The 24,312-nt window shown below is 72.1% G+C and carries 19 protein-coding genes; 13 read left to right on the plus strand and 6 right to left on the minus strand.

Annotation, left to right across the window (positions count from 1 at the left end; genetic code table 11):
• The first annotated feature begins 47 nt into the window (after positions 1 to 47).
• Positions 48 to 1,904: a glycosyltransferase family 2 protein gene (locus AMK27_RS25245; protein WP_073912497.1), complete on the plus strand. Its 1,857-nt coding sequence runs from the start codon at positions 48 to 50 to the stop codon at positions 1,902 to 1,904.
• Between the two features lie 3 nt (positions 1,905 to 1,907).
• Positions 1,908 to 3,869: a kelch motif-containing protein gene (locus AMK27_RS25250; protein WP_073912499.1), complete on the plus strand. Its 1,962-nt coding sequence runs from the start codon at positions 1,908 to 1,910 to the stop codon at positions 3,867 to 3,869.
• A 33-nt stretch (positions 3,870 to 3,902) separates the two neighbouring features.
• Here AMK27_RS25250 and AMK27_RS25255 read toward each other — a convergent pair whose 3' ends face one another.
• On the minus strand, positions 3,903 to 4,916 hold the full coding sequence (locus AMK27_RS25255) for a glycoside hydrolase family 6 protein (RefSeq protein ID WP_073913211.1): 1,014 nt from the start codon (positions 4,914 to 4,916) through the stop codon (positions 3,903 to 3,905).
• Between the two features lie 79 nt (positions 4,917 to 4,995).
• Entirely contained in the window at positions 4,996 to 5,988 is a 993-nt protein-coding gene (locus tag AMK27_RS25260) for an ArsR/SmtB family transcription factor (protein ID WP_073912501.1), read from the minus strand.
• An 84-nt stretch (positions 5,989 to 6,072) separates the two neighbouring features.
• Between AMK27_RS25260 and AMK27_RS44595 the strand changes: the two genes are divergently transcribed.
• The 4 genes from AMK27_RS44595 (at position 6,073) to AMK27_RS25280 (ending at position 10,630) form a co-directional block, all read left to right on the plus strand.
• Positions 6,073 to 7,896: an MFS transporter gene (locus tag AMK27_RS44595; RefSeq protein ID WP_445194872.1), complete on the plus strand. Its 1,824-nt coding sequence runs from the start codon at positions 6,073 to 6,075 to the stop codon at positions 7,894 to 7,896.
• 31 nt (positions 7,897 to 7,927) lie between these two features.
• Positions 7,928 to 8,437, plus strand: coding sequence for a MarR family winged helix-turn-helix transcriptional regulator (locus AMK27_RS25270; RefSeq protein ID WP_073912503.1), 510 nt, complete (start codon positions 7,928 to 7,930; stop codon positions 8,435 to 8,437).
• 88 nt (positions 8,438 to 8,525) lie between these two features.
• Positions 8,526 to 8,858, plus strand: a complete 333-nt coding sequence (locus tag AMK27_RS25275; protein WP_030321174.1) for a DUF3817 domain-containing protein — start codon at positions 8,526 to 8,528, stop codon at positions 8,856 to 8,858.
• Positions 8,859 to 8,929: 71 nt separating this feature from the next.
• On the plus strand, positions 8,930 to 10,630 hold the full coding sequence (locus tag AMK27_RS25280) for an acyl-CoA mutase large subunit family protein (RefSeq protein WP_073912505.1): 1,701 nt from the start codon (positions 8,930 to 8,932) through the stop codon (positions 10,628 to 10,630).
• Positions 10,631 to 10,671: 41 nt separating this feature from the next.
• Here the strand turns inward: AMK27_RS25280 and AMK27_RS25285 are convergent, their stop codons facing one another.
• Entirely contained in the window at positions 10,672 to 11,301 is a 630-nt protein-coding gene (locus AMK27_RS25285; protein WP_073912508.1) for a TetR/AcrR family transcriptional regulator, read from the minus strand.
• A 325-nt stretch (positions 11,302 to 11,626) separates the two neighbouring features.
• Between AMK27_RS25285 and AMK27_RS25290 the strand changes: the two genes are divergently transcribed.
• The 5 genes from AMK27_RS25290 to AMK27_RS25315 all read left to right on the plus strand — a co-directional run bounded on the left by AMK27_RS25290 (position 11,627) and on the right by AMK27_RS25315 (position 16,452).
• Entirely contained in the window at positions 11,627 to 12,604 is a 978-nt protein-coding gene (locus AMK27_RS25290; RefSeq protein WP_073912510.1) for a tetratricopeptide repeat protein, read from the plus strand.
• A 589-nt stretch (positions 12,605 to 13,193) separates the two neighbouring features.
• Complete coding sequence (locus tag AMK27_RS25300; protein ID WP_073912512.1) at positions 13,194 to 13,877, plus strand: DUF6230 family protein; 684 nt, start codon at positions 13,194 to 13,196, stop codon at positions 13,875 to 13,877.
• Positions 13,878 to 13,994: 117 nt separating this feature from the next.
• Positions 13,995 to 14,588: a DUF6114 domain-containing protein gene (locus tag AMK27_RS25305; RefSeq protein WP_073912514.1), complete on the plus strand. Its 594-nt coding sequence runs from the start codon at positions 13,995 to 13,997 to the stop codon at positions 14,586 to 14,588.
• Entirely contained in the window at positions 14,578 to 15,903 is a 1,326-nt protein-coding gene (locus AMK27_RS42755) for a hypothetical protein (RefSeq protein WP_073912516.1), read from the plus strand. The genes AMK27_RS25305 and AMK27_RS42755 overlap by 11 nt, the downstream gene beginning before the upstream one ends.
• Positions 15,904 to 16,041: 138 nt before the next feature.
• Entirely contained in the window at positions 16,042 to 16,452 is a 411-nt protein-coding gene (locus AMK27_RS25315) for a hypothetical protein (RefSeq protein ID WP_073912518.1), read from the plus strand.
• Positions 16,453 to 16,531: 79 nt separating this feature from the next.
• Here the strand turns inward: AMK27_RS25315 and pyk are convergent, their stop codons facing one another.
• The 3 genes from pyk to pta form a co-directional block, all read right to left on the minus strand.
• Positions 16,532 to 17,962, minus strand: coding sequence for a pyruvate kinase (gene pyk, locus AMK27_RS25320; RefSeq protein ID WP_073912520.1), 1,431 nt, complete (start codon positions 17,960 to 17,962; stop codon positions 16,532 to 16,534).
• 74 nt (positions 17,963 to 18,036) lie between these two features.
• Positions 18,037 to 19,353: an acetate kinase gene (locus tag AMK27_RS25325; protein ID WP_073912522.1), complete on the minus strand. Its 1,317-nt coding sequence runs from the start codon at positions 19,351 to 19,353 to the stop codon at positions 18,037 to 18,039.
• A complete protein-coding gene (gene pta / locus AMK27_RS25330; protein WP_073912526.1) occupies positions 19,350 to 21,431 on the minus strand; it encodes a phosphate acetyltransferase in 2,082 nt (693 codons plus the stop codon). Before pta ends, AMK27_RS25325 begins: the two co-directional genes overlap by 4 nt.
• Positions 21,432 to 21,777: 346 nt before the next feature.
• On the opposite strand from pta, the gene AMK27_RS25335 reads away from it, so the two are divergent.
• Both AMK27_RS25335 and AMK27_RS42425 read left to right on the plus strand, forming a co-directional pair.
• Positions 21,778 to 22,803 (plus strand): ATP-dependent 6-phosphofructokinase, encoded by a 1,026-nt coding sequence (locus AMK27_RS25335; protein ID WP_030321192.1) that lies wholly within the window; start codon positions 21,778 to 21,780, stop codon positions 22,801 to 22,803.
• A 355-nt stretch (positions 22,804 to 23,158) separates the two neighbouring features.
• The gene (locus AMK27_RS42425) at positions 23,159 to 24,262 is read left to right on the plus strand and encodes a helix-turn-helix domain-containing protein (RefSeq protein WP_073912529.1); all 1,104 of its coding nucleotides are present in this window, start codon (positions 23,159 to 23,161) and stop codon (positions 24,260 to 24,262) included.
• Positions 24,263 to 24,312 lie beyond the last annotated feature (50 nt).

Raw genomic sequence — 24,312 nt, forward strand, 5'->3', positions numbered from 1 at the left:
CCCCTTTCGTTGGCATATCGATCCGTTCGAAGACAGCTGGAGGCGCCGTGCGGCCGGGAGCCTACGACTACGACACCTACAGCCGACTCGCCGGCCCGCTCACCGAACCGGAGCCCGGGAACTACCGGGTGAGGTACCGGAGTCTGCTCTCCAGGGAGCCGCACCGCATACGCGCGGTCCTCCTGATGAGCCTCGCGCCGCTCCTCTCGGCGCTGCTCCTCGCCTACCTCGTCTGGCCCAGCCACTGGACCGTCCGCGAGGGCGGCGACCGCCGGCTCGTCCACCTCGACACCGTGATGCTCGTGTCGATCGGGCTGATCTGCTTCTTCATGCTGGTGAACGTCACGGCGATCGCCCACGCCACCATGGTCGCCCGCGACCCCATACCCGTGTACGCGGAGAAGGGCACCCGCGTCGCCTTCCTCACCACGTACGTCCCGGGCAAGGAACCGCTCACCATGGTCCGCGGCACCCTGGAGGGCGCCACCCGGCTGCGCCACGACGGCCCCCTCGACGTCTGGCTCCTCGACGAGGGCGACTCCGCCGAGGCCAGGGCGCTCTGCGCCGAACTGGGCGTACGCCACTTCACCCGGGCCGGCGTCCCCGAGTGGAACCGGGGGAAGGGCGTCCACAAGGCGCGCACCAAGCACGGCAACTACAACGCCTGGCTCGCCCGGCACGGCGACGCCTACGACTACTTCGCCTCCGTCGACACCGACCACGTCCCGCTCCCCGACTTCCTGGAGCGGATGCTCGGCTACTTCCGCGACCCCGACATCGCCTTCGTCGTCGGACCGCAGGTGTACGGCAACTACACCAACACCGTCACCAAGGCCGCCGAGTCCCAGCAGTTCCTCTTCCACGCCCTCGTCCAGCGCGCCGGGAACCGCTACCACGCCCCGATGTTCGTCGGCACGAACAACGCCGTCCGGATCTCCGCCCTCAAGCAGGTCGGCGGGCTGTACGACTCGGTCACCGAGGACATGGCCACCGGCTTCGAACTGCACCGCAGTAAGAACCCGGGCACCGGCCGCTACTGGCGCTCCGTCTACACCCCCGACGTCCTCGCCGTCGGCGAGGGCCCGGCCTCCTGGACGGACTTCTTCGCCCAGCAGCTCCGCTGGTCCCGGGGCACGTACGAGACGATCGTCAAGCAGTACTGGAAGGCGCCCTTCCGCACCCCGCCCGGCCGCTTCCTCAACTACACCCTGATGCTCGCCTACTACCCGATGACCGCGGTCAACTGGCTCCTCGGCATCCTCAGCAGCGTCCTCTACCTCTGGTTCGGCGCCTCCGGCACCCAGGTCTCCACCTCGGTGTGGCTGATGATCTACAGCGACGCCGTCGCCCTCCAGATCGGCCTCTACCTCTGGAACCGGCGGCACAACGTCTCGCCCCACGAACCCGAGGGCTCCGGCGGCCTCGCCGGCATGGCGATGTCCGCGTGCTCCGCCCCGATCTACCTCAGGTCCCTCGGCTCTGCGGTCCTCCGCACCCGCGGCACCTTCGTCGTCACGCCCAAGGGCGGCAGGTCGAGCCCCGACCGGTTCCTGACCTTCCGCATCCACCTCTTCTGGGCGGTGGTCCTGCTCGCCTCCCTCGCCGCCTCCGTCCGCCTCGGGCACACCCACGCGGCCATGCGCGTCTGGGCACTCCTCGCCCTGGCCATCGCGCTCGCCCCGGTCGTCCTCTGGGGCCTCGCGGCCCTCGGGGGGCGGCGCGCGCTCCGCGTCCGCGCGCGAGCCCGCGCCCGCGTCCGGGCCCGCGGTCTCCCCGACGCCCGCGAAGGGACCGAGGCCGTCACCCCCGTCGCCGCCCCGGCCGTCGCCCCGGTCGCCGCCCCGCAGCCGACCGCCCCCGCGGCCCCCGCCGCCCCCGCCCCCACGACGACCGGAGGGAACTGAGCCATGGCCCACCGACCCTCGGGGAAGTTCCGGAGGACCCTGCTCGGCAGCGCCGCGGTGCTGGTCCTCGCGGCGCTCAACGCCCCCGCCGCCGTCTCCTTCGCCGAGCGGAAGTACCACGCGTACAAGATCGCCCAGCCCGACTACCAGCGGCGGTTCGGCTCCTGGACCGAGGTCGAGGTCCCCGGCCGGTACCGGATCAACGCCATCCACGCGGCCCTGCTGCACACCGGCAAGGTGCTGCTGATCGCCGGCTCCGGCAACAGCCAGAAGAACTTCGACGCAGGGACCTTCGAGACCGTCCTCTGGGACCCCGTCGAGAACACCTTCAAGAAGATCCCCACCCCCGTGGACTTCTTCTGCTCCGGCCACACCCAGCTCCCCGACGGCCGGCTGCTCGTGGCCGGCGGCACCGCGCGGTACGAGATCCTCGACGGCGAGGTCAAGAAGGCCGGCGGCGGCATGCGCGTCAAGAACGAGAGCCCCGACAAGGCGGTCACCCTCAGGAAGGGCACCGTCTTCCGCTCGCCGTCCGGGGTCGAGTACGTCTCCCAGACCGACGTCACCGTCCCCAGGGCCACCCGCGCGTTCGACATCGCGTACTTCGCGAGCGGCCAGATGAAGCCGTGGACGACCAAGGTCACCGCCGCCGAGGCCCGGGTCTTCGTCGAGGCCCGCGAGGAGGGACCGCAGGCCCTCACCACCGAAGCCGCGCAGTACGAGGTCGTCGGCCTCAAGGGCGACGACGCCGACAACGTGTACGGCCTCGCGCAGAAGCTCACCACCGAGAAGCAGGACTTCCAGGGCATCAAGGGCGCCTACGAGTTCGACCCGAGGGCCGAGAAGTACATCCCGGTCGCCCCCATGAAGGACGCCCGCTGGTACCCCACCCTCGTCACCCTCGACGACGGCAAGGTCCTCGCCGTCTCCGGACTCAACGACGTCGGCGACGTCGTCCCCGGCGACAACGAGATCTACGACCCCGCGACCAAGAAGTGGACCGAAGGCCCCTTCCGCTACTTCCCCACCTACCCGTCCCTCTTCCTCACCAAGGGCGGCAAGCTCCTCTACACCGGCTCCAACGCCGGCTACGGGCCCGCCGACAAGGGCCGCGAACCGGGCCTGTGGGACCTGCGGAAGAACTCCTTCACCAAGCTGGCCGGGCTCACCGACCCCGACCAGCTGGAGACCTCCGCCTCCCTGATCCTGCCCCCCGCCCAGCACCAGAAGGTCATGGTCCTCGGCGGCGGCGGGGTCGGCGAGTCGTCCCGGTCGACCGCCCGCACCTCGATCATCGACGTGTCCGGGGACAGCCCCGTCCTCACCGACGGACCGGCGCTCCCGCAGGGCACCCGCTACCTCAGCAGCGTCCTGCTGCCCGACGACACCGTCCTCACCACCGGCGGCTCCGAGGACTACCGGGGCCGCGGCGGCAGCGACATCCTCAAGGCGCAGTTCTACGACCCCAGGAGCAACGCCTTCACCGCGGCCGCCGCGCCCACCGTCGGCCGCAACTACCACTCCGAGGCGCTGCTGCTCCCCGACGGCCGGGTCGCCACGTTCGGCTCCGACCCGCTCTTCGACGACAAGGACAACACCAGGCTCGGCACCTTCGAGCAGCGGATCGAGGTCTTCACCCCGCCCTACCTCCACAAGGCCGGCGCCGACCGGCCCGTCCTGGGGGAGGGCCCGCAGGAACTCGACCAGAACGGCCGCGCCACCTTCAAGACCAGGGACGCCGCCCGGATCGCCGGGGCCCGGCTGATGCGGCCCAGCGCCGTCACCCACACCACCGACGTCGAACAGCGCTCGGTCGAGCTCGGCCTGACGAAGAGCCCGAACGGGACGACGGTCACCGTCGACGTACCGGAGGACCGGACCCTCGTCCCGCCCGGCTGGTACATGCTCTTCGTCACCGACGCGGACGGCATCCCGTCCGAGGCGAAGTGGATCCAGGTGGACTGAGCCGGAGCCGGTCCCCTACGGCTACGACTACGACTACGACGCCGCCCTGCGCGCCAGCCCCAGGGCGTAGTCCGGCCACCACGTGCCGGCGGCCGGGCCGCCCCGGCACGGACCGTCCGAGTCGCCGGGGCGCTTGATCCACAGGTACGCGTCGACCAGGTCGTCCCCGGTCCGGTCCGTCGGCGGTACGCCGAGGGCCCGGCCCGGCGGGTTGCACCAGGCCTCCGGCCGGTCGTCCGGGAGCGGGCCGGCGCCGTTGCGGCTGGTGTCCACGGTGAAGTGGGCGCCGCCCAGCAGCCCCGACAGCGTCGTGCCGAAGCGCCGCACGGTCTCGTTCGTCTGGAAGTTGGAGACGTTCAGCGAGAAGCCGTCCGCGCGGGCCACCCCCGCCCGGCGCAGCGACTCCACCAGCCTGCCCGGATCGCCGATCCAGGCCGGGTTGCCGGCGTCCAGGTAGACCCGGGTGCGGGGCTGCCGCTTGAGCCGCTCGACGGCCTCGGCGAGCAGCCGGTACCGCTCCTCGTGGTACTGGTCCGGGGTGCAGCCGTCCACCATGTGCGGCACCGCGTCCGGCTCCAGGACGACGATCGCCGAGGACTCCCCGAGCGCGGTGGCGAAGGAGTCGATCCAGGTCCGGTAGGCCCGCGCGTCGTGCGAGCCGCCCGCCGAGTACAGACCGCAGTCGCGGTGCGGGATGTTGTACGCGACGAACACGGCCGTACGGTCCTCCGCCGCCGCGCCCCGCGCCGCCCGGGTGATCTCCGGCACGGGATCGTCCCCGGCCGGCCAGTCCGCGACCGGGCGGTCCGCGATCCGCCTCAGGACCCTCGCGTCCTCGGCCCTGCCCTGCTCCTCGTACCGGCGCACCTGCCGGGCCGCGTCGCTCTCCGGGTCGACCCAGAACGGCGAGCTGCTCGCGGGGGCCGCCCCGTCCCGCGTGGACGGCGGACCGACGGGGCCCTTCGGGGGCCCGTCCTCGCCGCACCCGGCCAGGAGCAGCGCGGAGACGAGGGCCAGGGCGGCGGCGGTGACGGTGCGGCGGGACATCCGGCCCCCAGGGTCGGGTACGGCGAGCACGGCGCCTCGTACGGACGGCGGGACGATCCGGGTCATCGTGACATGTCGGTCAGCCGCTCCCGGGCTGTGACACCGCGATCCCCAGCGGGGTCCGTTCGTACAGCACCTGGTGGCCGTACCGCCGCGAGGCCAGCAGCCCCGCGTCCCGCAGCACCGCGAGGTGCGCGGAGACGGTGGACGGGGCCCGGCCCAGGAGGTGGGAGAGCGCCGTCGTCCCCATCGGCTCGGCGAGCGCGCACAGGACGTCCGCCCGCACCGGGCCGAGCAGCCGCCCGAGGGCCTCCGGCGTGCGGTCCCCTGACGCGGACCACAGCCCGCCGATCCCGCGCGCCGGGTAGACCACCGTCGGCTGCCACGGCGGATCGAAACCGCTCACCACGTCCGGCCAGGTGAACACGGACGGCATCAGGACGAGCCCCTGCCCGTCCAGCGGGCGGATGTGCTCACCGCGGTACGCGACCTCCAGCGTCGCCGTCCCCGCGTCCCACGCGAAGGCCGGATGCAGCTCGCCCAGGAGCCGTTCGAGCCCGCCCTCCGCGAGCCGCCGCGAGTGGTACGCCACGTCCGCCTCCAGGAGCGCCCGCAGCCGGGGCCAGTCCGGGGCGATCAGCGCCTCCCACGCGGTCCGGAGCAGCTCCGCCAGCCGCAGCACCGCCCCGGCGGGATCCGCGAGCAGCCGCCGGCCCTCGGCGGTCCCGGCCGCGCCCGGGGTGTCCGCGAGCGCCCGCTCGAAGTCGTCCAGGACGAGCGCCGGATCGGTCTCCCGTACGGCGGCGATCTCGTCCTCGAACGAGGCGGCGGGGCCGAGCGGCGGCGGGTAAAGGAAGTCCGGACTGTGCCCGTGCAGGGGCATCAGCAGATGCAGCGGCCCGAGGTCGAGCTCCCGCGCGGCGGACGCGATCCGCCGCATCCACGGCAGGTGGTAGCCCTGCTTGCCGGGCCGGGCGAGGACCCGGACGGCGGAGTGGGTCTCCCAGAGCGGGGAGATCGCGAACCGGATCCGCAGCGGGTCGGCCTCGCCGAAACGCAGGTGGTACGGCACGGGCCCTCCGGGGGACGGGGCGGAAGATTCGTCTGGGGCCGAAAGTCTAGGGCGGGCGCCGTAGCCGACGGCACGCTGCGTGCCATGCCGAAGCACGACGACCCCACCACCGAGCTGCCCGGAACCGGGACCGGGACGACCACCGCCGATCTGAGCGGGACCAGGACCGGGCCGATCGCCGCCGATCTGGGCGGGACCGGCTCCGGAGCGACCGCCGCCGCGCTGCCCGGGACCCGGACCGGAGCGGCCGCCGCTGAGCTGGGCGGGACCGGGACCGGGACCGGAGCGATCGCAGCCGCGCTGCCCGGGACCGGGACCGCAGAGACCGCCGCCGAGCTGCCCGGGACCGGGACCGGAGCGACCGCCGCCGAGCTGCGCGCGACCGGGTCCGGACCGACCGCAGCCGCGCCTGCGCCCTGGCCCGGCCTGGCTCACGCCGGCCCGGTCCACACCGGCCAGGCCCCCGCGGGCCGGCCTTCCGCCGGCCCGGTACCGATCGCCGCCGAGCTGCGCGCGACCGGGTCCGGACCGACCGCGGCCGTGCCTGCGCCCTGGCCCGGCCTGGCTCACGCCGGCCCGGCGCAGACCGGTCAGGCGGACGCCGGCCCGGTCCACACCGGCCAGGCCCCCGCGGGCCGGCCGTCCGCCAGCCCCGCCGCGCCCGCCGCGCCCGCCGCACCCTCCGCACCCACCGGCCCCGCCGCCCCCGGATACCGGGCCGTCTTCCGGGTGCGGGAGTTCCGCGTCGTCTTCGTGGCGCATCTGTTCTCCCTGCTCGGGGTCGTCGTCAGCGAGCTCGCGCTCACCGTGCTCGTCTACGACCTCACCCGCTCCCCGCTCCTCTCCTCCCTCACCTTCGCCCTCGGCTTCCTCCCCTACCTCGTCGGCGGCACCCTGCTCGCCGGGCTCACCGACCGGCTCCCGCCCCGCCGGATCCTCGTCGTCTGCGACCTCGTCTGCGCCGGCTGCGTCGCGCTCATGGTCGTCCCCGCCACGCCCGTCGCCCTGCTGCTCGCGCTGCGCTGCGCCATCGCCGTCGTCTCGCCCGTCTTCAACGGCACCCGCATGGCGACCCTCGCCGACATCCTCGGCGAGGGCGACCTCTTCGTCCTCGGCCGCTCCCTGCTGCGGATCGTGTCCCAGAGCGCCCTGCTCACCGGCTTCGCCGTCGGCGGTGTGCTGCTCACCGTCGTCCCGCCGCGCGGCGCCCTCGCCGTCACCGCCGGCACGTTCCTCGTATCGGCGCTGCTGCTCCGGCTCGGCACCGTCCGCCGTCCCGCCCGCGGGTCCGGGGCCGCGGGCGGCGGGCTCTCCGGGACCTGGGCGGTGCTGCGGAACCGGCGCGTGCGGGCCCTGATGCTGATGTTCTGGGTGCCGCCGCTGTTCGCCGTCGTCCCGGAGGCGCTCGCCGCCCCGTACGCCGACGAGATCGGGGTCTCCACCGCCGCCCTGGGCCTCCTGATGTGCGCGCTGCCCGTCGGCACCATCACGGGCGAGCTCCTCGCCGGATCGTTCCTCTCCGCCGCCGTCCGCTCCCGGATCGTGCTGCCGCTCGCCGTGACCGGCGTCCTGCCCTACCTCCTGTACGCCCCTGAGCCCGGCGTGCCCCTCGCGGCCGCCGCGCTCTTCCTGGCGGGCGCCACCGGCGCGTACACCCTCGGGCTCGACGCCTGGTTCGTCGCCGCCGTCCCGGAGGAGCAGCGGGGGAGGGCCATGACCCTGATGACCGCGGGCATGATGACCGTCCAGGGCATCGGCATGGCGGGGGCCGGGGTCGCCGCCGAGTTCGCCCCCGTGCACGTGGTCGTCGCCGGCACGGGCGTCCTCGGCACGGTCTGCCTCCTCGCCGCCGCCGCCGAGCTGCGGGCCGCCGGGGCGGCCGGCGACCGAAAGGCGAGACGGGGCTGACCGGCATATGACCAGTCGGTAAGGTCGACGCGTGCCGAAGCCGCTCAGTCTCCCCTTCGACCCCATCGCCCGCGCCGACGAACTCTGGCAGAAGCGCTGGGGCCCGGTCCCCTCGATGGCCGCGATCACCTCGATCATGCGCGCCCACCAGATCCTCCTCGCCGAGGTCGACGCCGTCGTGAAGCCGTACGGGCTGACCTTCGCGCGGTACGAGGCCCTGGTGCTGCTGACCTTCTCGAAGGCCGGCGAGCTGCCGATGTCCAAGATCGGCGAGCGGCTGATGGTCCACCCCACCTCGGTGACGAACACGGTGGACCGGCTCGTGAAGTCCGGTCTGGTCGACAAGCGGCCCAACCCGAACGACGGCCGCGGAACGCTGGCCTCCATCACCGAGAAGGGCCGCGAGGTGGTCGAGGCGGCCACCCGCGACCTGATGGAGATGGAGTTCGGGCTCGGCGCGTACGACGCGGAGGAGTGCGCCGAGATCTTCGCGATGCTGCGTCCGCTGCGGGTCGCGGCGGACGACTTCGACGAGAAGTAGCCGCTCGCGCCGCGAGGGCCGACCCGGGCGAGGCGCGAGGGCCGACCCGGGCGAAGATCGCCCGGAACGTGCCGTTACGCTCGACGGCATGAAATCCAGCGTGCTGACCCGTTACCGCGTCATGGCGTACATCACCGCCGTCATGCTGCTCGTGCTGTGCACCTGCATGGTCTTCAAGTACGGGTTCGACATGGGCGAGGACGTGACCTTCGCGGTCTCCCAGGCCCACGGTGTCCTCTACATCATCTACCTCGTCTTCGCCTTCGACCTGGGCTCCAAGGCCCGCTGGCCGTTCGGGAAGCTGCTCTGGGTCCTGGTCTCGGGCACCATCCCGTTCGCCGCGTTCTTCGTCGAGCGCAAGGTCGTCGCCGAGACGCTGCCGCTGATCGGCGGCGCGCGGCCGGAGCCGGTCAAGGCCTGACACGGACCCCCGCACCGAGGTGCGGGGGTTTCCCTTCGACAGGTACTAGGACGTCCTAGTAAATTTGGTCCATGGACGCTGACGCCATCGAGGAGGGCCGCCGTCGCTGGCAGGCCCGCTACGACAAGGCCCGCAAGCGGGACGCCGACTTCACCACCCTCTCGGGCGACGCCGTCGAGCCCGTGTACGGGCCCCGGCCGGGCGACACCTACGAGGGCTTCGAACGCATCGGCTGGCCCGGCGAGTACCCGTACACCAGAGGCCTCCACGCGACCGGCTACCGCGGCCGGACCTGGACCATCCGCCAGTTCGCCGGCTTCGGGAACGCCGAGCAGACCAACGAGCGCTACAAGATGATCCTCGCCGCCGGCGGCGGCGGCCTCTCCGTCGCCTTCGACATGCCCACCCTCATGGGCCGGGACTCCGACGACCCCCGCGCGCTCGGCGAGGTCGGCCACTGCGGTGTCGCCGTCGACTCCGCCGCCGACATGGAGCTCCTCTTCAAGGACATCCCGCTCGGCGACGTCACCACCTCGATGACGATCTCCGGCCCCGCCGTGCCCGTCTTCTGCATGTACCTGGTCGCCGCCGAGCGCCAGGGCGTCGACCCGGCCGTGCTCAACGGCACGCTCCAGACCGACATCTTCAAGGAGTACATCGCGCAGAAGGAGTGGCTCTTCCAGCCCGAGCCCCATCTGCGGCTCATCGGCGACCTGATGGAGCACTGCGCGCGGGCCATCCCCGCGTACAAGCCGCTCTCCGTCTCCGGCTACCACATCCGCGAGGCCGGGGCGACGGCCGCGCAGGAGCTCGCGTACACCCTCGCCGACGGCTTCGGCTACGTCGAGCTCGGCCTCAGCCGCGGCCTCGACGTGGACGTGTTCGCCCCCGGCCTGTCCTTCTTCTTCGACGCCCACCTCGACTTCTTCGAGGAGATCGCCAAGTTCCGCGCCGCCCGCCGGATCTGGGCGCGCTGGATGAAGGAGGTGTACGGCGCCCGGACCGACAAGGCCCAGTGGCTCCGCTTCCACACCCAGACCGCCGGTGTCTCGCTCACCGCCCAGCAGCCCTACAACAACGTCGTACGGACCGCCGTGGAGGCCCTCTCCGCCGTCCTCGGCGGCACCAACTCCCTCCACACCAACGCCCTCGACGAGACCCTCGCGCTCCCCAGCGAGCAGGCCGCCGAGATCGCGCTCCGCACCCAGCAGGTGCTGATGGAGGAGACCGGCGTCGCCAACGTCGCCGACCCGCTGGGCGGCTCCTGGTACGTCGAGCAGCTCACCGACCGCATCGAGGCCGACGCCGAGAAGATCTTCGACCAGATCAAGGAGCGCGGCCTCCGCGCCCACCCGGACGGGCAGCACCCGATCGGGCCGATCACCTCCGGCATCCTCCGCGGCATCGAGGACGGCTGGTTCACCGGCCGGATCGCCGAGTCGGCCTTCCAGTACCAGCGCTCCCTGGAGAAGGGCGCCAAGCGGGTCGTCGGCGTCAACGTCCACCACGGCTCCGTCACCGGCGACCTGGAGATCCTCCGGGTCAGCCACGAGGTCGAGTGGGAGCAGGTCCGGGTCCTCGGCGAGCGCAAGGAGCGCCGCGACGACGCCCGGGTCCGCGCCTCGATCGACGCCCTGCTGGCGGCCGCCCGGGACGGCTCGAACATGATCGCCCCGATGCTGGACGCCGTCCGCGCGGAGGCCACCCTCGGCGAGATCTGCGACGCGCTGCGGGACGAGTGGGGCGTCTACACGGAGCCCCCGGGCTTCTGACCCCTGCCCGGCCCCCGCCCCGTACCGCCCCGTACGGGTCCTCAGCCGGCCGCGGCCGCCGCTCCCAGGCCGCCCACCAGGAGCGCCGACAGCCGTGCCACCCACGGCCCGTCGACCGGCTCCGCGCTCACCAGGGCGCGGTGCACCACGGCGCCCGCGATCACGTCGAAGATCAGGTCGTCGGTGGCGTCCACCGCGACCGGGTCCCGGTCCGCCGGGAGTTCACCGCGCCGCTGCGCCCGCATCCGGCCCTCCAGGACGAGCCGCTTCTGCCGGTCGACGATCGAGGCCCGTATGCGCTCGCGCAGCGGCTCGTCGCGGGTGGACTCGGCCACCACCGCCATCAGGGCCGTCTTGGTCTCGGGGCGTTCGAGGAGGGCGGCGAACTGGAGGACGACGTTCTCGATGTCGGCCTGGAGGGAACCCAGGTCGGGCAGTTCGAGTTCGTCGAAGAGGACGGCGACGGCGTCGACGACGAGTTCGCTCTTGTTGGCCCACCGCCGGTACAGGGTGGTCTTGGCGACCCCGGCCCGGCCCGCCACGTCCCCCATCGTGAGCTTGGACCAACCCAGCTCGACCAGGGCCGCCCGGGTCGCTTCCAGGATGGCCGTGTCGGCCTCGGTGGAGCGGGGGCGTCCGGTACGGCTGATGCGGTTGGTGCGGCTACACATGGAGGTCGACCATACCCGCCGGTAGGTACGGCGCCAGAGGGCCGGCGTGTGAGGCAGTTCACCGTGCGGATCCGGCCCGCGCCCTCCCCTCGGATCACCCGGGAGAGTTACGCTACGACCTGTAGCGAAAGGCATTGAGCGGCCTGAGCGACAACCAAGCACCGGGTGGGGACCCGGTGCGAGCGGGCACCGGATGGGGATCCGGTGCGAAGCGAAGACGAAGAACCGTGTCGCCCCACGTCTCGCACACCGGCGGGAGACGTGCGGACGGCACGGTTCAGCCATGACTTACCGGTTACGCGCGCGGAAGGGGGAGGATGTACGTATGCAGCCCCGAAACATGTCCATGAGCGGCGTCGTCGACCTCGCCGCTGTGAAGGCGGCCGGAGAGGCCAAGGCGAAGGCGGAGCAGACGCGCGCCGCCACCGCCCGGCAGGGAGGCCCCGCCGCCGTGCCCCCGTCCGCCCTGGTGATCGACGTCGACGAGGCGGGCTTCGAGCGCGACGTGCTCCAGCGTTCCGCCGAGGTCCCGGTCGTCCTCGACTTCTGGGCCGAGTGGTGCGAGCCCTGCAAGCAGCTGAGCCCGCTCCTGGATCGGCTCGCCGTCGAGTACAACGGCCGCTTCCTGCTCGCGAAGATCGACGTCGACGCCAACCAGATGCTGATGCAGCAGTTCGGCATCCAGGGAATTCCGGCCGTTTTCGCGGTGGTCGCCGGTCAGGCGCTGCCGCTCTTCCAGGGCGCCGTGCCCGAGGCCCAGATCCGCGAGACCCTCGACCAGCTGATCCAGATCGGCGAGGAGCGCTTCGGTCTGACCGGCATCGTCGTCGACGCGAACGGCGAGGGCCCCGACGGCGGTACGGCCGCGGCCGCGCAGCCCGTCGGCCCCTATGGCGCGCTCCTCGAAGCGGCCATGTCCGCGCTCGACGCGGGTGATCTGGCCGGTGCCGTCCAGGCGTACAAGAACGTGCTCGCCGACGACCCGGCGCACCCGGAGGCCAAGCTCGGTCTGGCCCAGGCCGAACTCCTCGCCCGGGTGCAGGACCTCGACCCGGCCGCGGTCCGCAAGGCCGCCGCCGACGGTCCGGCCGATGTGACCGCGCAGATCGCCGCCGCCGACCTCGATCTGGTGGGCGGTCATGTGCAGGACGCCTTCGGGCGTCTCGTCGAGACCGTGCGCCGCACGGCCGGCGAAGACCGGGACGCGGCGCGGCTGCGGCTCCTGGAGCTCTTCGAGGTGATCGGCGTCGACGACCCGCGGGTCACGGCGGCCCGGCAGGCCCTGGCGCGGGTGCTGTTCTAGTCCGTTCGGTGCGCCCGATCGTCCGACGATTTGGCAGCAGGGTGACAAAAGGCGGCCGCGCTTTACCAAAACTTGGTAATCGCGGCCGCTGTTACTTGCAGTAAATCGAACCTGTGGTTCTGTCCGTATTCTTCCGGCAATCTGCCGACATTCCTCACCACGTGAACGCACCCTCCGTGCCCATTCGGTCCCGTCCCGCCATGGCGTGGTTATCCACCCGTTACTAGCCAGTAACGAACCCCCTTGTGCGGGGGCCCGGAATGGACCACGATCGGCGACGCTCGGTCCGAACCGCACCACCCCGGCAACCACCCGGGACGCGGCGAGGGTCCCCACCGGGTGGACCGGTGTTCCGGCACCGGTCGTGGACAGGGGGGTTCCCGCTCTCACCGAACGGGGCCTGTCCAATCAGGTCGCGCTCCAAGGCGCGGCCCATGGTTGTCGCTCGGGGGTGATCGCCGGTGATTCGGACGCGCAACGCGCCGCCTGACGCCTCGGCGCTCTCCTTCCCGAGGACGTAGCTCTTCTCCCATCCCAGGACGGGCCCCGCGCCCTTCCGGAGATGTACGTCCGAGAAGGAGGAATTCTCATGAAGTCCCAGGTTCGTGGCGGGACCAGATGGAAGCGGTTCGCCGTCGTCATGGTCCCGAGTGTGGCCGCGACGGCCGCGATCGGTGTCGGCCTGGCCCAGGGCGCGCTGGCCGCGTCCTTCAGCATCTCCGGCCAGGAATTCAAGGTTAAGGCGAACAGCCTCGTCGGCACGAACTTCGTGCAGTACGGCAGCGTCGACGCCGGCAAGGACCTCGAGGGCAAGGACTTCGCCGCCCCGGTGGCGGTGTCCGGCTTCTCCGAGGCCTGGATCACGAACATGTGCCAGTCGGTCGTGACGCCGAAGGTGCCGTTCATCGGTGACGTCACCCTCCGTCTGGAGGCGGGCACCGCCGCCGCCAAGTCCGGCAAGACCGAGGACAAGGTCTACGCGAAGGGCATCTACCTCGATGTCTCCGAGCTCAAGGCCGACGCCGAGTTCACCAACATCGACATCGGCGTCGCGGCCGGCCAGCTCAACGCGGGCCCCGACGGCAAGCCGGTTCCGGGCAAGCCGGGCATCCAGCCCAACACCAAGGCCAACCCGTACGGCTTCGGCCAGCGTGCCGAGCAGGCGACGCTGAACAACGTGGAGCAGAAGGCGTGGGCCACCACGGCCGGCACCTTCAAGCTCCCCGACCTTCACCTGTCCCTGAGCCGGGGCACGTCGCAGGAGTGCTACTAGGACTGACCGGTCCATGAGGACCAGGTCGTCCTGAGGGTGGGGCCGCCCCGTGCGGTCCCACCCGCCAGGCACCCTCTCTTCAACTTCTCAGCAACACCGCTTCCAGGGAGCTGTTCCATGAGCGCCGAGATCCCCGCCTCCCGCGAAGTCCCCAAGAAGGAGAACCGGTTCAAGGTCTGGCGGCAGACCCGGCCCTTCTGGGCGGGACTGTTCACCATGATCGGCGGCGTGCCGATCGCCTACCTTCCGTACGGGGACATGCGGCTCGGCAATGTCACCCTCGCCATGCAGACGACCGCCGGAGCCGGCGCGCTGATCATCGGCGTCCTGCTCATCACGCTCGGTCTGACGATGTGGTTCCAGCCCATCGTCCGGGTGTTCGCGGGTGTCGCGACGATCGTCCTGGCGCTCGTCTCCATCCCGGTCTCGAACTTCGGCGGCCTGGTCGTCGGCTATCTGTTCGCGGTCATCGGCGGCGGCATGTCCGCCGCGTGGGCGCCCGCCCCACCGGCCGAGGAGAACGACGAGGCAGAGGCCGACGCAGAGCACGACGGCCGGCCGGAGGCCTCCGAAGAGGCCGCGCCCGTCCCCGCCCTCGACCCCGAGACCGAGGCCATGGTGGCGGCCGTATTCCCGGAGCAGCGCGAGGGCACGCAGCCGCTGACCGACACGACGATCGACGCCAAGGGCGGGAGGAACAGTGCGGGGTGACGAGACCCAGCCGGCGCTCGCGAAGGAGGGCCCGCGGCACGCGGCCCCGCGCAAGTCGCTGCTGAACAGGATCCAGGGCCCCGCGGGCAAGGCGATGGCGCTGGCCGCCATGCCGACCGCGGTGTTCGTGGGCATGGGCCTCACGCCCAGGCTCGCCCTCGCCGACGAGAAGGACATCCCCTTCGCCCCCGGCCCCTGCGTGACGCGCTCGGACGAGCCGACGCAGGAGGAGACGGAGAAGCCGGCCGAGACGGCGAAGCCGACGCCCACCGCCACCGCCACCGCGACGCCCTCCACCACCGCGACGGCCACCCCCACCGCCACCGCGACCCCCACCGCCACCGGAAGCCCGACGCCGACCGCGACGGAGACCGAGCAGGCGGCCACGCAGGCGCGGGAGCAGGCGAAGACCACCGCCTCGCCGACCGCCACGCCGACCCCGACGGCCACCCCCACGCCGACGAAGTCGAAGAACCCGCTCGACCCGCTGGGCGTCGGCGACGCGCTCAAGGACCTGTTCGACGGCCCGGACCCGAAGCCGACGGAGACGCCCACCACGGCGGCCCCGACGACCCAGGCACCCACCCCGAGCGCCTCCGCGACGGCACCCGCCGACGAGCCGGAGACCGCCGACGAGCCGGCCGCGACCACCCCGCCGAAGTCGACCGCCGCGCCGAAGGCCACCGCCGACCCGGGCGCGGAGAAGACGAAGCGGCAGATCGAGCAGGCCGCCGAGAAGGCGGGCGCGAAGGTCGAGGAACTGCCGGAGAGCGCCAAGGGCCTGGACGCCAAGAAGGACGAGTCCATACCCGACGGGGCCAAGCCCCGCTTCCCGTGCCCCGAGCCGGACGCCGAGGCACTCGCGGCCGCCGACATGGAGCAGGGCATCCCGCTGCTCCCGGACGAGCCGTGGCGCCTGGAGAGCTCGCTGCTCACCCTGAAGGGCCTCAAGTACCACGGCATCGTCGAGGTCAAGACGGGCAGCGGCAAGCTCAAGAAGGTCCTGAAGTTCACCGCGACGGGCGTCGACATCAAGGACCTGCACCAGCTGACGGTCCACTCCGAGGGCCGCACCGGCCACGTCCGGTCCGACAAGGGCTCGACGTCGACCATCACCAACGGCACGGTGACCATGTACACGGAGGAGCTGAAGGGCAACCTCTTCGGCATCATCCCGATCACCTTCGGCCCGGAGAGCCCGCCCCCGCTGGACGTCCCCTTCGCGTTCTTCACCCAGGTGAAGCTGAAGCAGGCGGGCCAGTTCGGCGGCACCCTCAAGGTCCCGGGCCTGCGCAACACGATCGAGCCGAGCTGATCCCGTACGTTCCAAGAGCCGTACACCCTGTGGGCCGCATCCATGTCATCGGATGCGGCCCACAGGGCATGGCGCCCACCACGATCCAGAGGCGAAGTCGATGACCGAGAAGCGCTACCTCCCATTGCCGGGCAGCTGATGAGGAGCATCGTCGAACTGACTGCCCTGTCGGCCGGGGGATACCGGGTGGTGTTCACCCCGGAGCAGGGGCTCGCGGCCTACTCGGCCCTGAGTGCCCTCTCGGGCAGTTCCTTCACGGACACCGCGGTGCGGGTCCAGACGGGCATGGGCAGGAACGAGCTGCACGCGCTGGCCCGCCGGATCCCCACCGCACCCGACGACCCCGGGGCCGACGGGCTGGAACTGCGCGAGGAGGAATTGCGCGCGATCCACGCGGCCGTCATGGCCGTCGCCACCCTCTTCCTGGTCAACTCGGCCTACTTCGCCCAGGATCCGTACCAGATGCGGGTGGGCTACCTCCGCGAGCACATGGACGCCTTCGCGCTGGGGCTCGCGAACGCCGTCTCCGACGTGACCGGCCCGTCCTAGGGCTCGGGCCCGAAGGCCTGTGGGCCGTACTCCCCGGAGGGAGTACGGCCCACAGCTGTAGCGGTGTCCGTGGCGGACGTCAGGCGCGCTCGCCGCCGCCCAGGTGGTGGACGCGGACCATGTTCGTCGTGCCGGGGACGCCGGGGGGCGAGCCGGCGGTGATGACCATGGTGTCGCCCGCGTTGTGGCGCTGGAGCTTCAGGAGCTCGGCGTCCACCAGGTCGACCATCGCGTCCGTGTTGTCCACGTGCGGGACGACGAAGGACTCGACGCCCCAGCTCAGGGTGAGCTGGTTGCGGGTGTTCTCGTCCGTCGTGAAGGCGAGGATCGGCTGCTGCACGCGGTAGCGCGAGAGGCGGCGGGCGGTGTCGCCGGACTGGGTGAAGGCGACCAGGGCCTTGCCGCCGAGGAAGTCGGCGATCTCGCAGGCCGCGCGGGCGACGGAACCGCCCTGGGTGCGCGGCTTCTTGCCCGGGACCAGGGGCTGGAGGCCCTTGGAGAGCAGCTCCTCCTCGGCCGCGGCGACGATCTTCGACATCGTCTTCACGGTCTCGATCGGGTACGCGCCGACCGAGGACTCGGCCGACAGCATGACCGCGTCCGCGCCGTCGAGGATCGCGTTGGCGACGTCGCTCGCCTCGGCGCGGGTCGGACGGGAGTTGGTGATCATCGACTCCATCATCTGGGTCGCGACGATCACCGGCTTGGCGTTGCGGCGGCACATCTCCACGAGGCGCTTCTGCACCATCGGGACCTTCTCGAGCGGGTACTCGACGGCGAGGTCGCCGCGGGCCACCATGACCGCGTCGAAGGCCGCGACGACGGCCTCCATGTTCTCGACTGCCTGCGGCTTCTCCACCTTGGCGATGACGGGGACCCGGCGGCCCTCCTCGTCCATCACCTTGTGGACGTCCTTGACGTCGTCGGCGTCGCGGACGAAGGAGAGCGCGACCATGTCGCAGCCCATCCGGAGCGCGAAGCGGAGGTCGTCGACGTCCTTCTCCGACAGGGCGGGGACGTTCACCGCGGCGCCGGGCAGGTTGATGCCCTTGTGGTCGGAGATGACACCGCCCTCGACGACGATGGTCTTGACCCGGGGGCCCTCGACCTCGACGACCCGCAGTTCGACGTTGCCGTCGTTGATCAGGACCTGGTCGCCCTTGGAGACGTCGCCGGGCAGGCCCTTGTAGGTGGTGCCGCAGATGGACTTGTCACCGGGGACGTCCTCGGTGGTGATGGTGAACTCGTCACCGCGCACCAGCTCGACCGGGCCCTCGGCGAAGGTCTCGAGACGGATCTTGGGGCCCTGGAGGTCGGCGAGGACGCCGACGGCACGACCGGTGTCCGCGGAGACCTGCCGGACGCGGTCGTACCGCTCCTGGTGTTCCGCCTGGGATCCGTGGCTGAAGTTGAATCGGGCCACGTTCATGCCGGCCTCGATGAGAGCCTTCAGCTGCTCATAGGAGTCGACGGCGGGGCCCAGCGTGCAGACGATTTTGGAACGGCGCATGAGGCGGATCCTATCGGTTTGTTTCACTGCGGAATATTCCGACTGGCGGAAAGTACAAATGGGCGCGGGGTCGCTCAGGCGTTCACTTCTCCGAGTGTTTGTCCGGGTGCTCCGACCCCTTCCCCGGATACCTCCCCGCCCACCAGGGCGAAGGCCTGACGGGCGATCTCCAGCTCCTCGTCCGTCGGCACCACGGCGACCGCCACCCGCGCGTAGTCCGGCGAGATCAGCCGTGCCTCGTCCGACCGCACCGCGTTGAGGTCCGCGTCCACCGCGAGCCCCAGCTCCTCCAGGCCCGTGATCGCGGCCTCCCGCACCGGCGCCGCGTTCTCCCCGACCCCCGCCGTGAACGCCACCGCGTCCACCCGGCCCAGCACCGCGTAGTACGCCCCGATGTACTTCTTCAACCGGTGGACGTAGATGTCGAAGGCGAGCGCCGCACGCGCGTCGCCCTCGTCGATCCGGCGGCGGATCTCCCGCATGTCGTTGTCGCCGCAGAGCCCCACCAGGCCGGACTTCTTGTTCAGCAGGACGTCGATGTCGTCGGCCGACATGCCCGCCACCCGCTTGAGGTGGAAGGTGACCGCCGGGTCGATGTCGCCCGAGCGGGTGCCCATGACCAGGCCCTCCAGCGGAGTCAGACCCATCGAGGTGTCCACGCACCGGCCGCCGCGCACCGCGGAGGCGGACGCGCCGTTGCCCAGGTGCAGCACGATCACGTTCACCTCCTCCGGCTGCTTGCCGAGCAGCTTCGCCGTCTCCCGCGACACGTACGCGTGCGAGGTGCCGTGGAAGCCGTACCGCCGGATCCGGTACGCGTCGGCCGTCTCCACGTCGATCGCGTACCGCGCCGCCGACTCCGGCATCGTCGTGTGGAAGGCCGTGTCGAAGACCGCGACCTGCGGCAGGTCCGGGCGGAGCGCCGTCGCCGTAAGGATGCCCGTGAGGTTCGCCGGATTGTGCAGCGGCGCCACCGGCACGAGCCGCTCGATCTCCGCCAGCACCTCGTCGTCGATGACCGTCGGCTCGGTGAACCGCAGTCCGCCGTGCACCACCCGGTGGCCGATCGCCGCCAGCTCGGGGGAGTCCAGGCCCAGCCCGTCCGCCGCCAGCTCCTCGGCGACCGCCTTCAGAGCGGCCGCGTGGTCGGCGATCGGGCCCTTCTTCTCGCGCTTCTCGCCCCCGCCGCCCTGCAGCGGGGTGTGCACGAGCCGCGAGGTCTCCTCGCCGATGCGCTCCACCAGGCCCTGGGCGAGACGGCTGTCGTCGCGCATGTCGAGCAGCTGGTACTTCACCGACGAGGAACCTGAGTTGAGGACCAGGACGCGAGAGGGGGAGACCGGGCGGGGCTCGTCGGGCAGGGCGGTGGCGGGCGACGGGTGGGCTGTCATGCCGGGATCTCCTGGGCCTGGGACTGGATCGCCGTGATGGCGACCGTGTTGACGATGTCGCTGACGAGCGCGCCGCGCGAGAGGTCGTTCACGGGCTTGCGCAGACCCTGCAGCACCGGGCCGACGGCCACGGCGCCGGCCGAACGCTGCACGGCCTTGTAGGTGTTGTTGCCGGTGTTGAGGTCCGGGAAGATCAGCACGGTCGCCTGCCCCGCCACCTCCGAGTCCGGCAGCTTCGTCGCCGCGACCGAGGGCTCGACGGCGGCGTCGTACTGGATGGGCCCCTCGATCCGCAGCTCCGGGTGCGCCTCGCGGACCAGCTTCGTCGCCTCCCGCACCTTGTCGACGTCGGCGCCGGAGCCCGACGTGCCGGTCGAGTACGAGAGCATCGCTATCCGCGGGTCGACGCCGAAGCGGGCCGCGGTGGCCGCCGACTGGACGGCGATGTCCGCGAGCTGCTCGGCGTTCGGGTCCGGGTTGACCGCGCAGTCGCCGTACACGAGGACCCTGTCGGCGAGGCACATGAAGAAGACCGACGAGACGATCGACGCGTCCGGCTTGGTCTTGATGATCTCGAAGGCCGGGCGGATCGTCGCCGCCGTCGAGTGCACCGAACCGGACACCATGCCGTCGGCCAGCCCCTCCTGCACCATCAGCGTGCCGAAGTAGTTGACGTCGGAGACCACGTCGTACGCCAGCTCCACGGTGACGCCCTTGTGGGCCCGCAGCGTCGCGTACTTCTCGGCGAACGAGTCCCGCAGCTCCGAGGTCGCCGGGTCGATCAGCTGGGTGCCGGCGAGCGCGATGCCCAGGTCGGCCGCCTTCTTGCGGATGACCTCGACGTCGCCGAGCAGCGTCAGATCGCACACGTCACGGCGCAGCAGCACGTCGGCGGCGCGCAGCACCCGCTCCTCGCTGCCCTCCGGGAGCACCACCCGGCGCCGGTCGGCGCGCGCCTGCTCGATGAGCTCGTGCTCGAACATCATCGGGGTGACCCGGCCGCTGCGGGCCACCGAGACCCGCTTGAGCAGGTCGGCCGTGTCCACGTGCCGCTCGAACAGGCCGAGCGCGGTCTCCGCCTTCCGCGGGGTGGCCGCGTTCAGCTTGCCTTCCAGGGCGAAGAGTTCGGTGGCGGTCGGGAAGCTGTTGCCCGGTACGGAGATGACCGGCGTGCCCGGTGCGAGACGGGCCGCCAGGGTGAGGATCTCGTCGCTGGGCCGCTCGTTCAGGGTGAGCAGCACCCCGGCGATCGGCGGGGTGCCGGCCGAGTGCGCGGCCAGCGCCCCGACGACCAGGTCGGCCCGGTCCCCGGGGGTGACGACCAGACAGCCCGGGGTCAGCGCGTTGAGGAAGTTCGGCAGCATCGCGCCGCCGAAGACGAAGTCCAGCGCGTCGCGCGCGAGGCCCGCGTCGTCGCCGAGGACCACGGAGGCGCCGAGCGCGTGCTTGATCTGGGCGACGGTGGGCGCGGCGAGCGCCGGCTCGTCCGGCAGGACGTAGCAGGGGACGGGCAGCCGGGCCTTGAGCCGCTCGGCGATGACCTCGCGGTCCTCGCCCGCCACCCGGTTGACGACCATCGCGAGTACGTCGCAGCCGAGTCCGTCGTACGCCCGGAAGGCGTTGCGCGCCTCGGACCGTACGGACTCCGCCGACTGGCCCTTGCCGCCGACGACCGGGATGACGGAGGCGCCGAACTCGTTGGCGAGCCGGGCGTTGAGCGCGAGTTCGTCGGGGAGCTGGGTGGCGGCGAAGTCGGTACCGAGGACGAGCACGACCTCGTAGTCGCGGGCCACCGCGTGGAAGCGGTCGACCAGCTGCGACACCAGTTCGTCGGTGCCGCGCTCGGCCTGCAGCGCGGAGGCCTCGTGGTAGTCCATGCCGTAGACCGTCGAGGCGTCCTGCGAGAGCCGGTAGCGGGTGCGCAGCAGGTCGAAGAGCCGGTCGGGGCCGTCGTGCACGAGGGGCCGGAACACCCCCACCCGGTCCACCTGGCGGGTGAGGAGCTCCATGACTCCCAGCTCGACGACCTGGCGGCCGTCACCGCGGTCGATCCCGGTCACGTACACGCTGCGCGTCACGCCGTGGTCTCCTGTCCAGTCCTGTGGAAAACGGGACTCACGGAGCCGGGGCGAGCCATGTCCTCGCGGCACGCTCGCGGCCCGTACCGCCGCTCGACGCCGTTCCCTCTCACGTCAACCGGCTGTGCTCAGAAAGCCCCGATAGGGCGGCATTACCCCCTTGACAATACCCCCGCCGATGGTTAGGTCGCCCGCCGGACGAAGGGCCCGGAACCCCGGGACGAAAGGCCTCCGCGACCGCCCTGGGAGGGACGCGCGGAGCGGCGGCGAGCGCGCCCCTCAGGCCGGGCGTGTGAGAATCGCTCTGGCTCACCCAGGAACGCGACCGAGCAGGAGACACAGCACGATGCGCATCGGAGTCCTCACCGCAGGCGGCGACTGCCCCGGCCTGAACGCAGTGATCCGGTCGGTCGTGCACCGGGCGCTGACCGGCCACGACGACGAGGTCATCGGCTTCGAGGACGGCTTCAAGGGCCTCCTCGACGGCCACTACCGACCCCTCGACCTCAATGCCGTCAGCGGCATCCTGGCCCGCGGCGGCACCATCCTGGGCTCCGCGCGCCTGGAGCGGAACCGGCTGGCCGAGGCCGCCGAATCCGCCCCCGACCTGGCCCGCGAGTACGGCATCGACGTCCTCATCCCGATCGGCGGCGAAGGCACCCTGACCGCCGCCCGGATGCTCTCCGACGCCGGCATGCCCGTCGTCGGCGTCCCGAAGACGATCGACAACGACATCTCGTCCACGGACCGCACGTTCGGCTTCGACACCGCCGTCGGCGTCGCCACCGAGGCCATGGACCGCCTCAAGACCACCGCCGAGTCCCACCAGCGGGTGATGGTCGTCGAGGTGATGGGCCGCCACGCCGGCTGGATCGCCCTGGAGTCCGGCATGGCCGGCGGCGCCCACGGCATCTGCCTGCCCGAGCGGCCCTTCGAGGTCGACGACCTGGTCAAGATGGTCGAGGAGCGCTTCGCCCGCGGCAAGAAGTTCGCCGTCATCTGCGTCGCCGAGGGCGCCCATCCGGTCGAGGGCTCGATGGAGTACAAGAAGGGCGAGATCGACCAGTTCGGCCACGAGCGCTTCCAGGGCATCGGCAACCAGCTCGCCGTCGAGCTGGAGCGGCGCCTGGGCAAGGAGGCCCGCCCGGTCATCCTCGGCCACGTCCAGCGCGGCGGCACGCCGACCGCGTACGACCGGGTGCTCGCGACCCGCTTCGGCTGGCACGCGGTGGAGGCCGCGCACCGCGGCGAGTTCGGCAGGATGACGGCGCTGCGCGGCACGGGCGTCGAGATGGTGCCGCTGGCCGAGGCGGTCACCCGCCTCAAGACGGTCCCGGAGGACCGCATCCGCGAGGCGGAGTCCGTCTTCTAGGGACGCCGGGTCCGTACGGCCCCGCAGAGCGGCCGGTCCGTAGGTGCGGCCTCGTCCGTACGGCCCCGACCCTACGGCCCTGCAGGAGCGGCCCGGTCCGTACGTCCCCGCCGTCGGGACCTCCGTCCCGACCTGTCCCGGATTCCCGCCGGGACCCCGGCACACCCGAGTGGCCCCGACCGTCCCCCCGTGGACGGTCGGGGCCACTCCGCTGTGCCCGGCATCACCCCTGGAAATGCCGGGTTCCACTCTTGAGCCGCGGCGTGCGATCAACAAGGCTTGGGGCTTGTCCCGGACATGTCCCAACCCCTGTCCGGCGGAGTTCGGTCGGCCCGTTCGAAGGGAAGAGGCGCGGATGACACCGGGGCGGCACACCCCTGACCCACGCGAGGCACGCACCCCCGCCGAGTTCCTCGCGCGCCTCCAGGCCCTCAAGGACCGGTCGGGCCTCACCTACCGCGAGCTCTCGGTCCGGGCCGAGGCCCGCGGGGACGTCCTGCCCCGGTCCACCGTGGCGAACATGCTGGCCCGCGCGACCCTGCCCCGCGAGGAACTCCTGACCGCCTTCGTCCGCGCCTGCGGGGCTACCCCGGACGAGCTGGCGGAGTGGCGGACGGTACGGACGGAGCTGGCGGGACGGGGGGCGTACAGGACGGCCGACGCGGACCAGGATGGCGACACGGACCCGGATACCGATACGGCGGATGTCGACCCGGCGCGAACCGACCCGGCGGATGCCGACCCGGCGGAGACCGCCGGACCGCCCCCCGCCTGGCCCGGGCACGAGGCAGCAGCCGTAGCCGTAGCCGCCCCGCAGGGCGGTCCCGGCACCCCGTCCCGGACCCCTCCCGCCACGTCCCGCATACGGCGCGCGCTCGTCGCCGCCGTGGCCGTGGCCGGGCTCGTCCTCGCCGGGTTCAGCGTCGTCGCCCTCCTCCGCGACGGCGGCACCGGCCGCGCGGGCCGCCCGCCCGGCACCCCCGCCGCCGTGGCCCCCGCCGTCGGAGACGTACGCATCCGGGTGACCGGCACCGACTTCTGCCTCGCCGAACGGCGCGGCACCCGCACCGGGCAGGTCCATCAGGTGCCGTGCGCGGAGCCGGACTTCCCCCGCTACTCGCTCGCGACGGTGGGCACCGGCCGGTGGAGGATCGTCTCCGACCACCCCGACTTCGGCCCCGGCTGCTCCGGGATACCCTCCGGCGGCCGGATACCCGACTCGGCGTACGAGGACTCCGAGTGCGGGGACCCCAGCCGGGTCGAGGCCTTCGCCCTGGAGCCGTACGGCACCCCCGAGGGGGCCGTACGCGGCTACCGGATCGTCCCGGTCGGCTCCGCGACCCCCGGCACCTGCGTCACCGTCGTCGGCGACCGAGAGGCGGCCTGGGCGAAGCTGGCCCAGGCGCCGTGCACCCCGGACGCGGCCGGCCAGCTGTTCTCCTTCGAACGGCGGGACTGAGCGGGGGCGCGGCGCGACATCGGCCGTTCGTCCCGGGACCGTCGTTCCCG

Source organism: Streptomyces sp. CB02009, assembly GCF_001905825.1.
GTDB lineage: Bacteria > Actinomycetota > Actinomycetes > Streptomycetales > Streptomycetaceae > Streptomyces.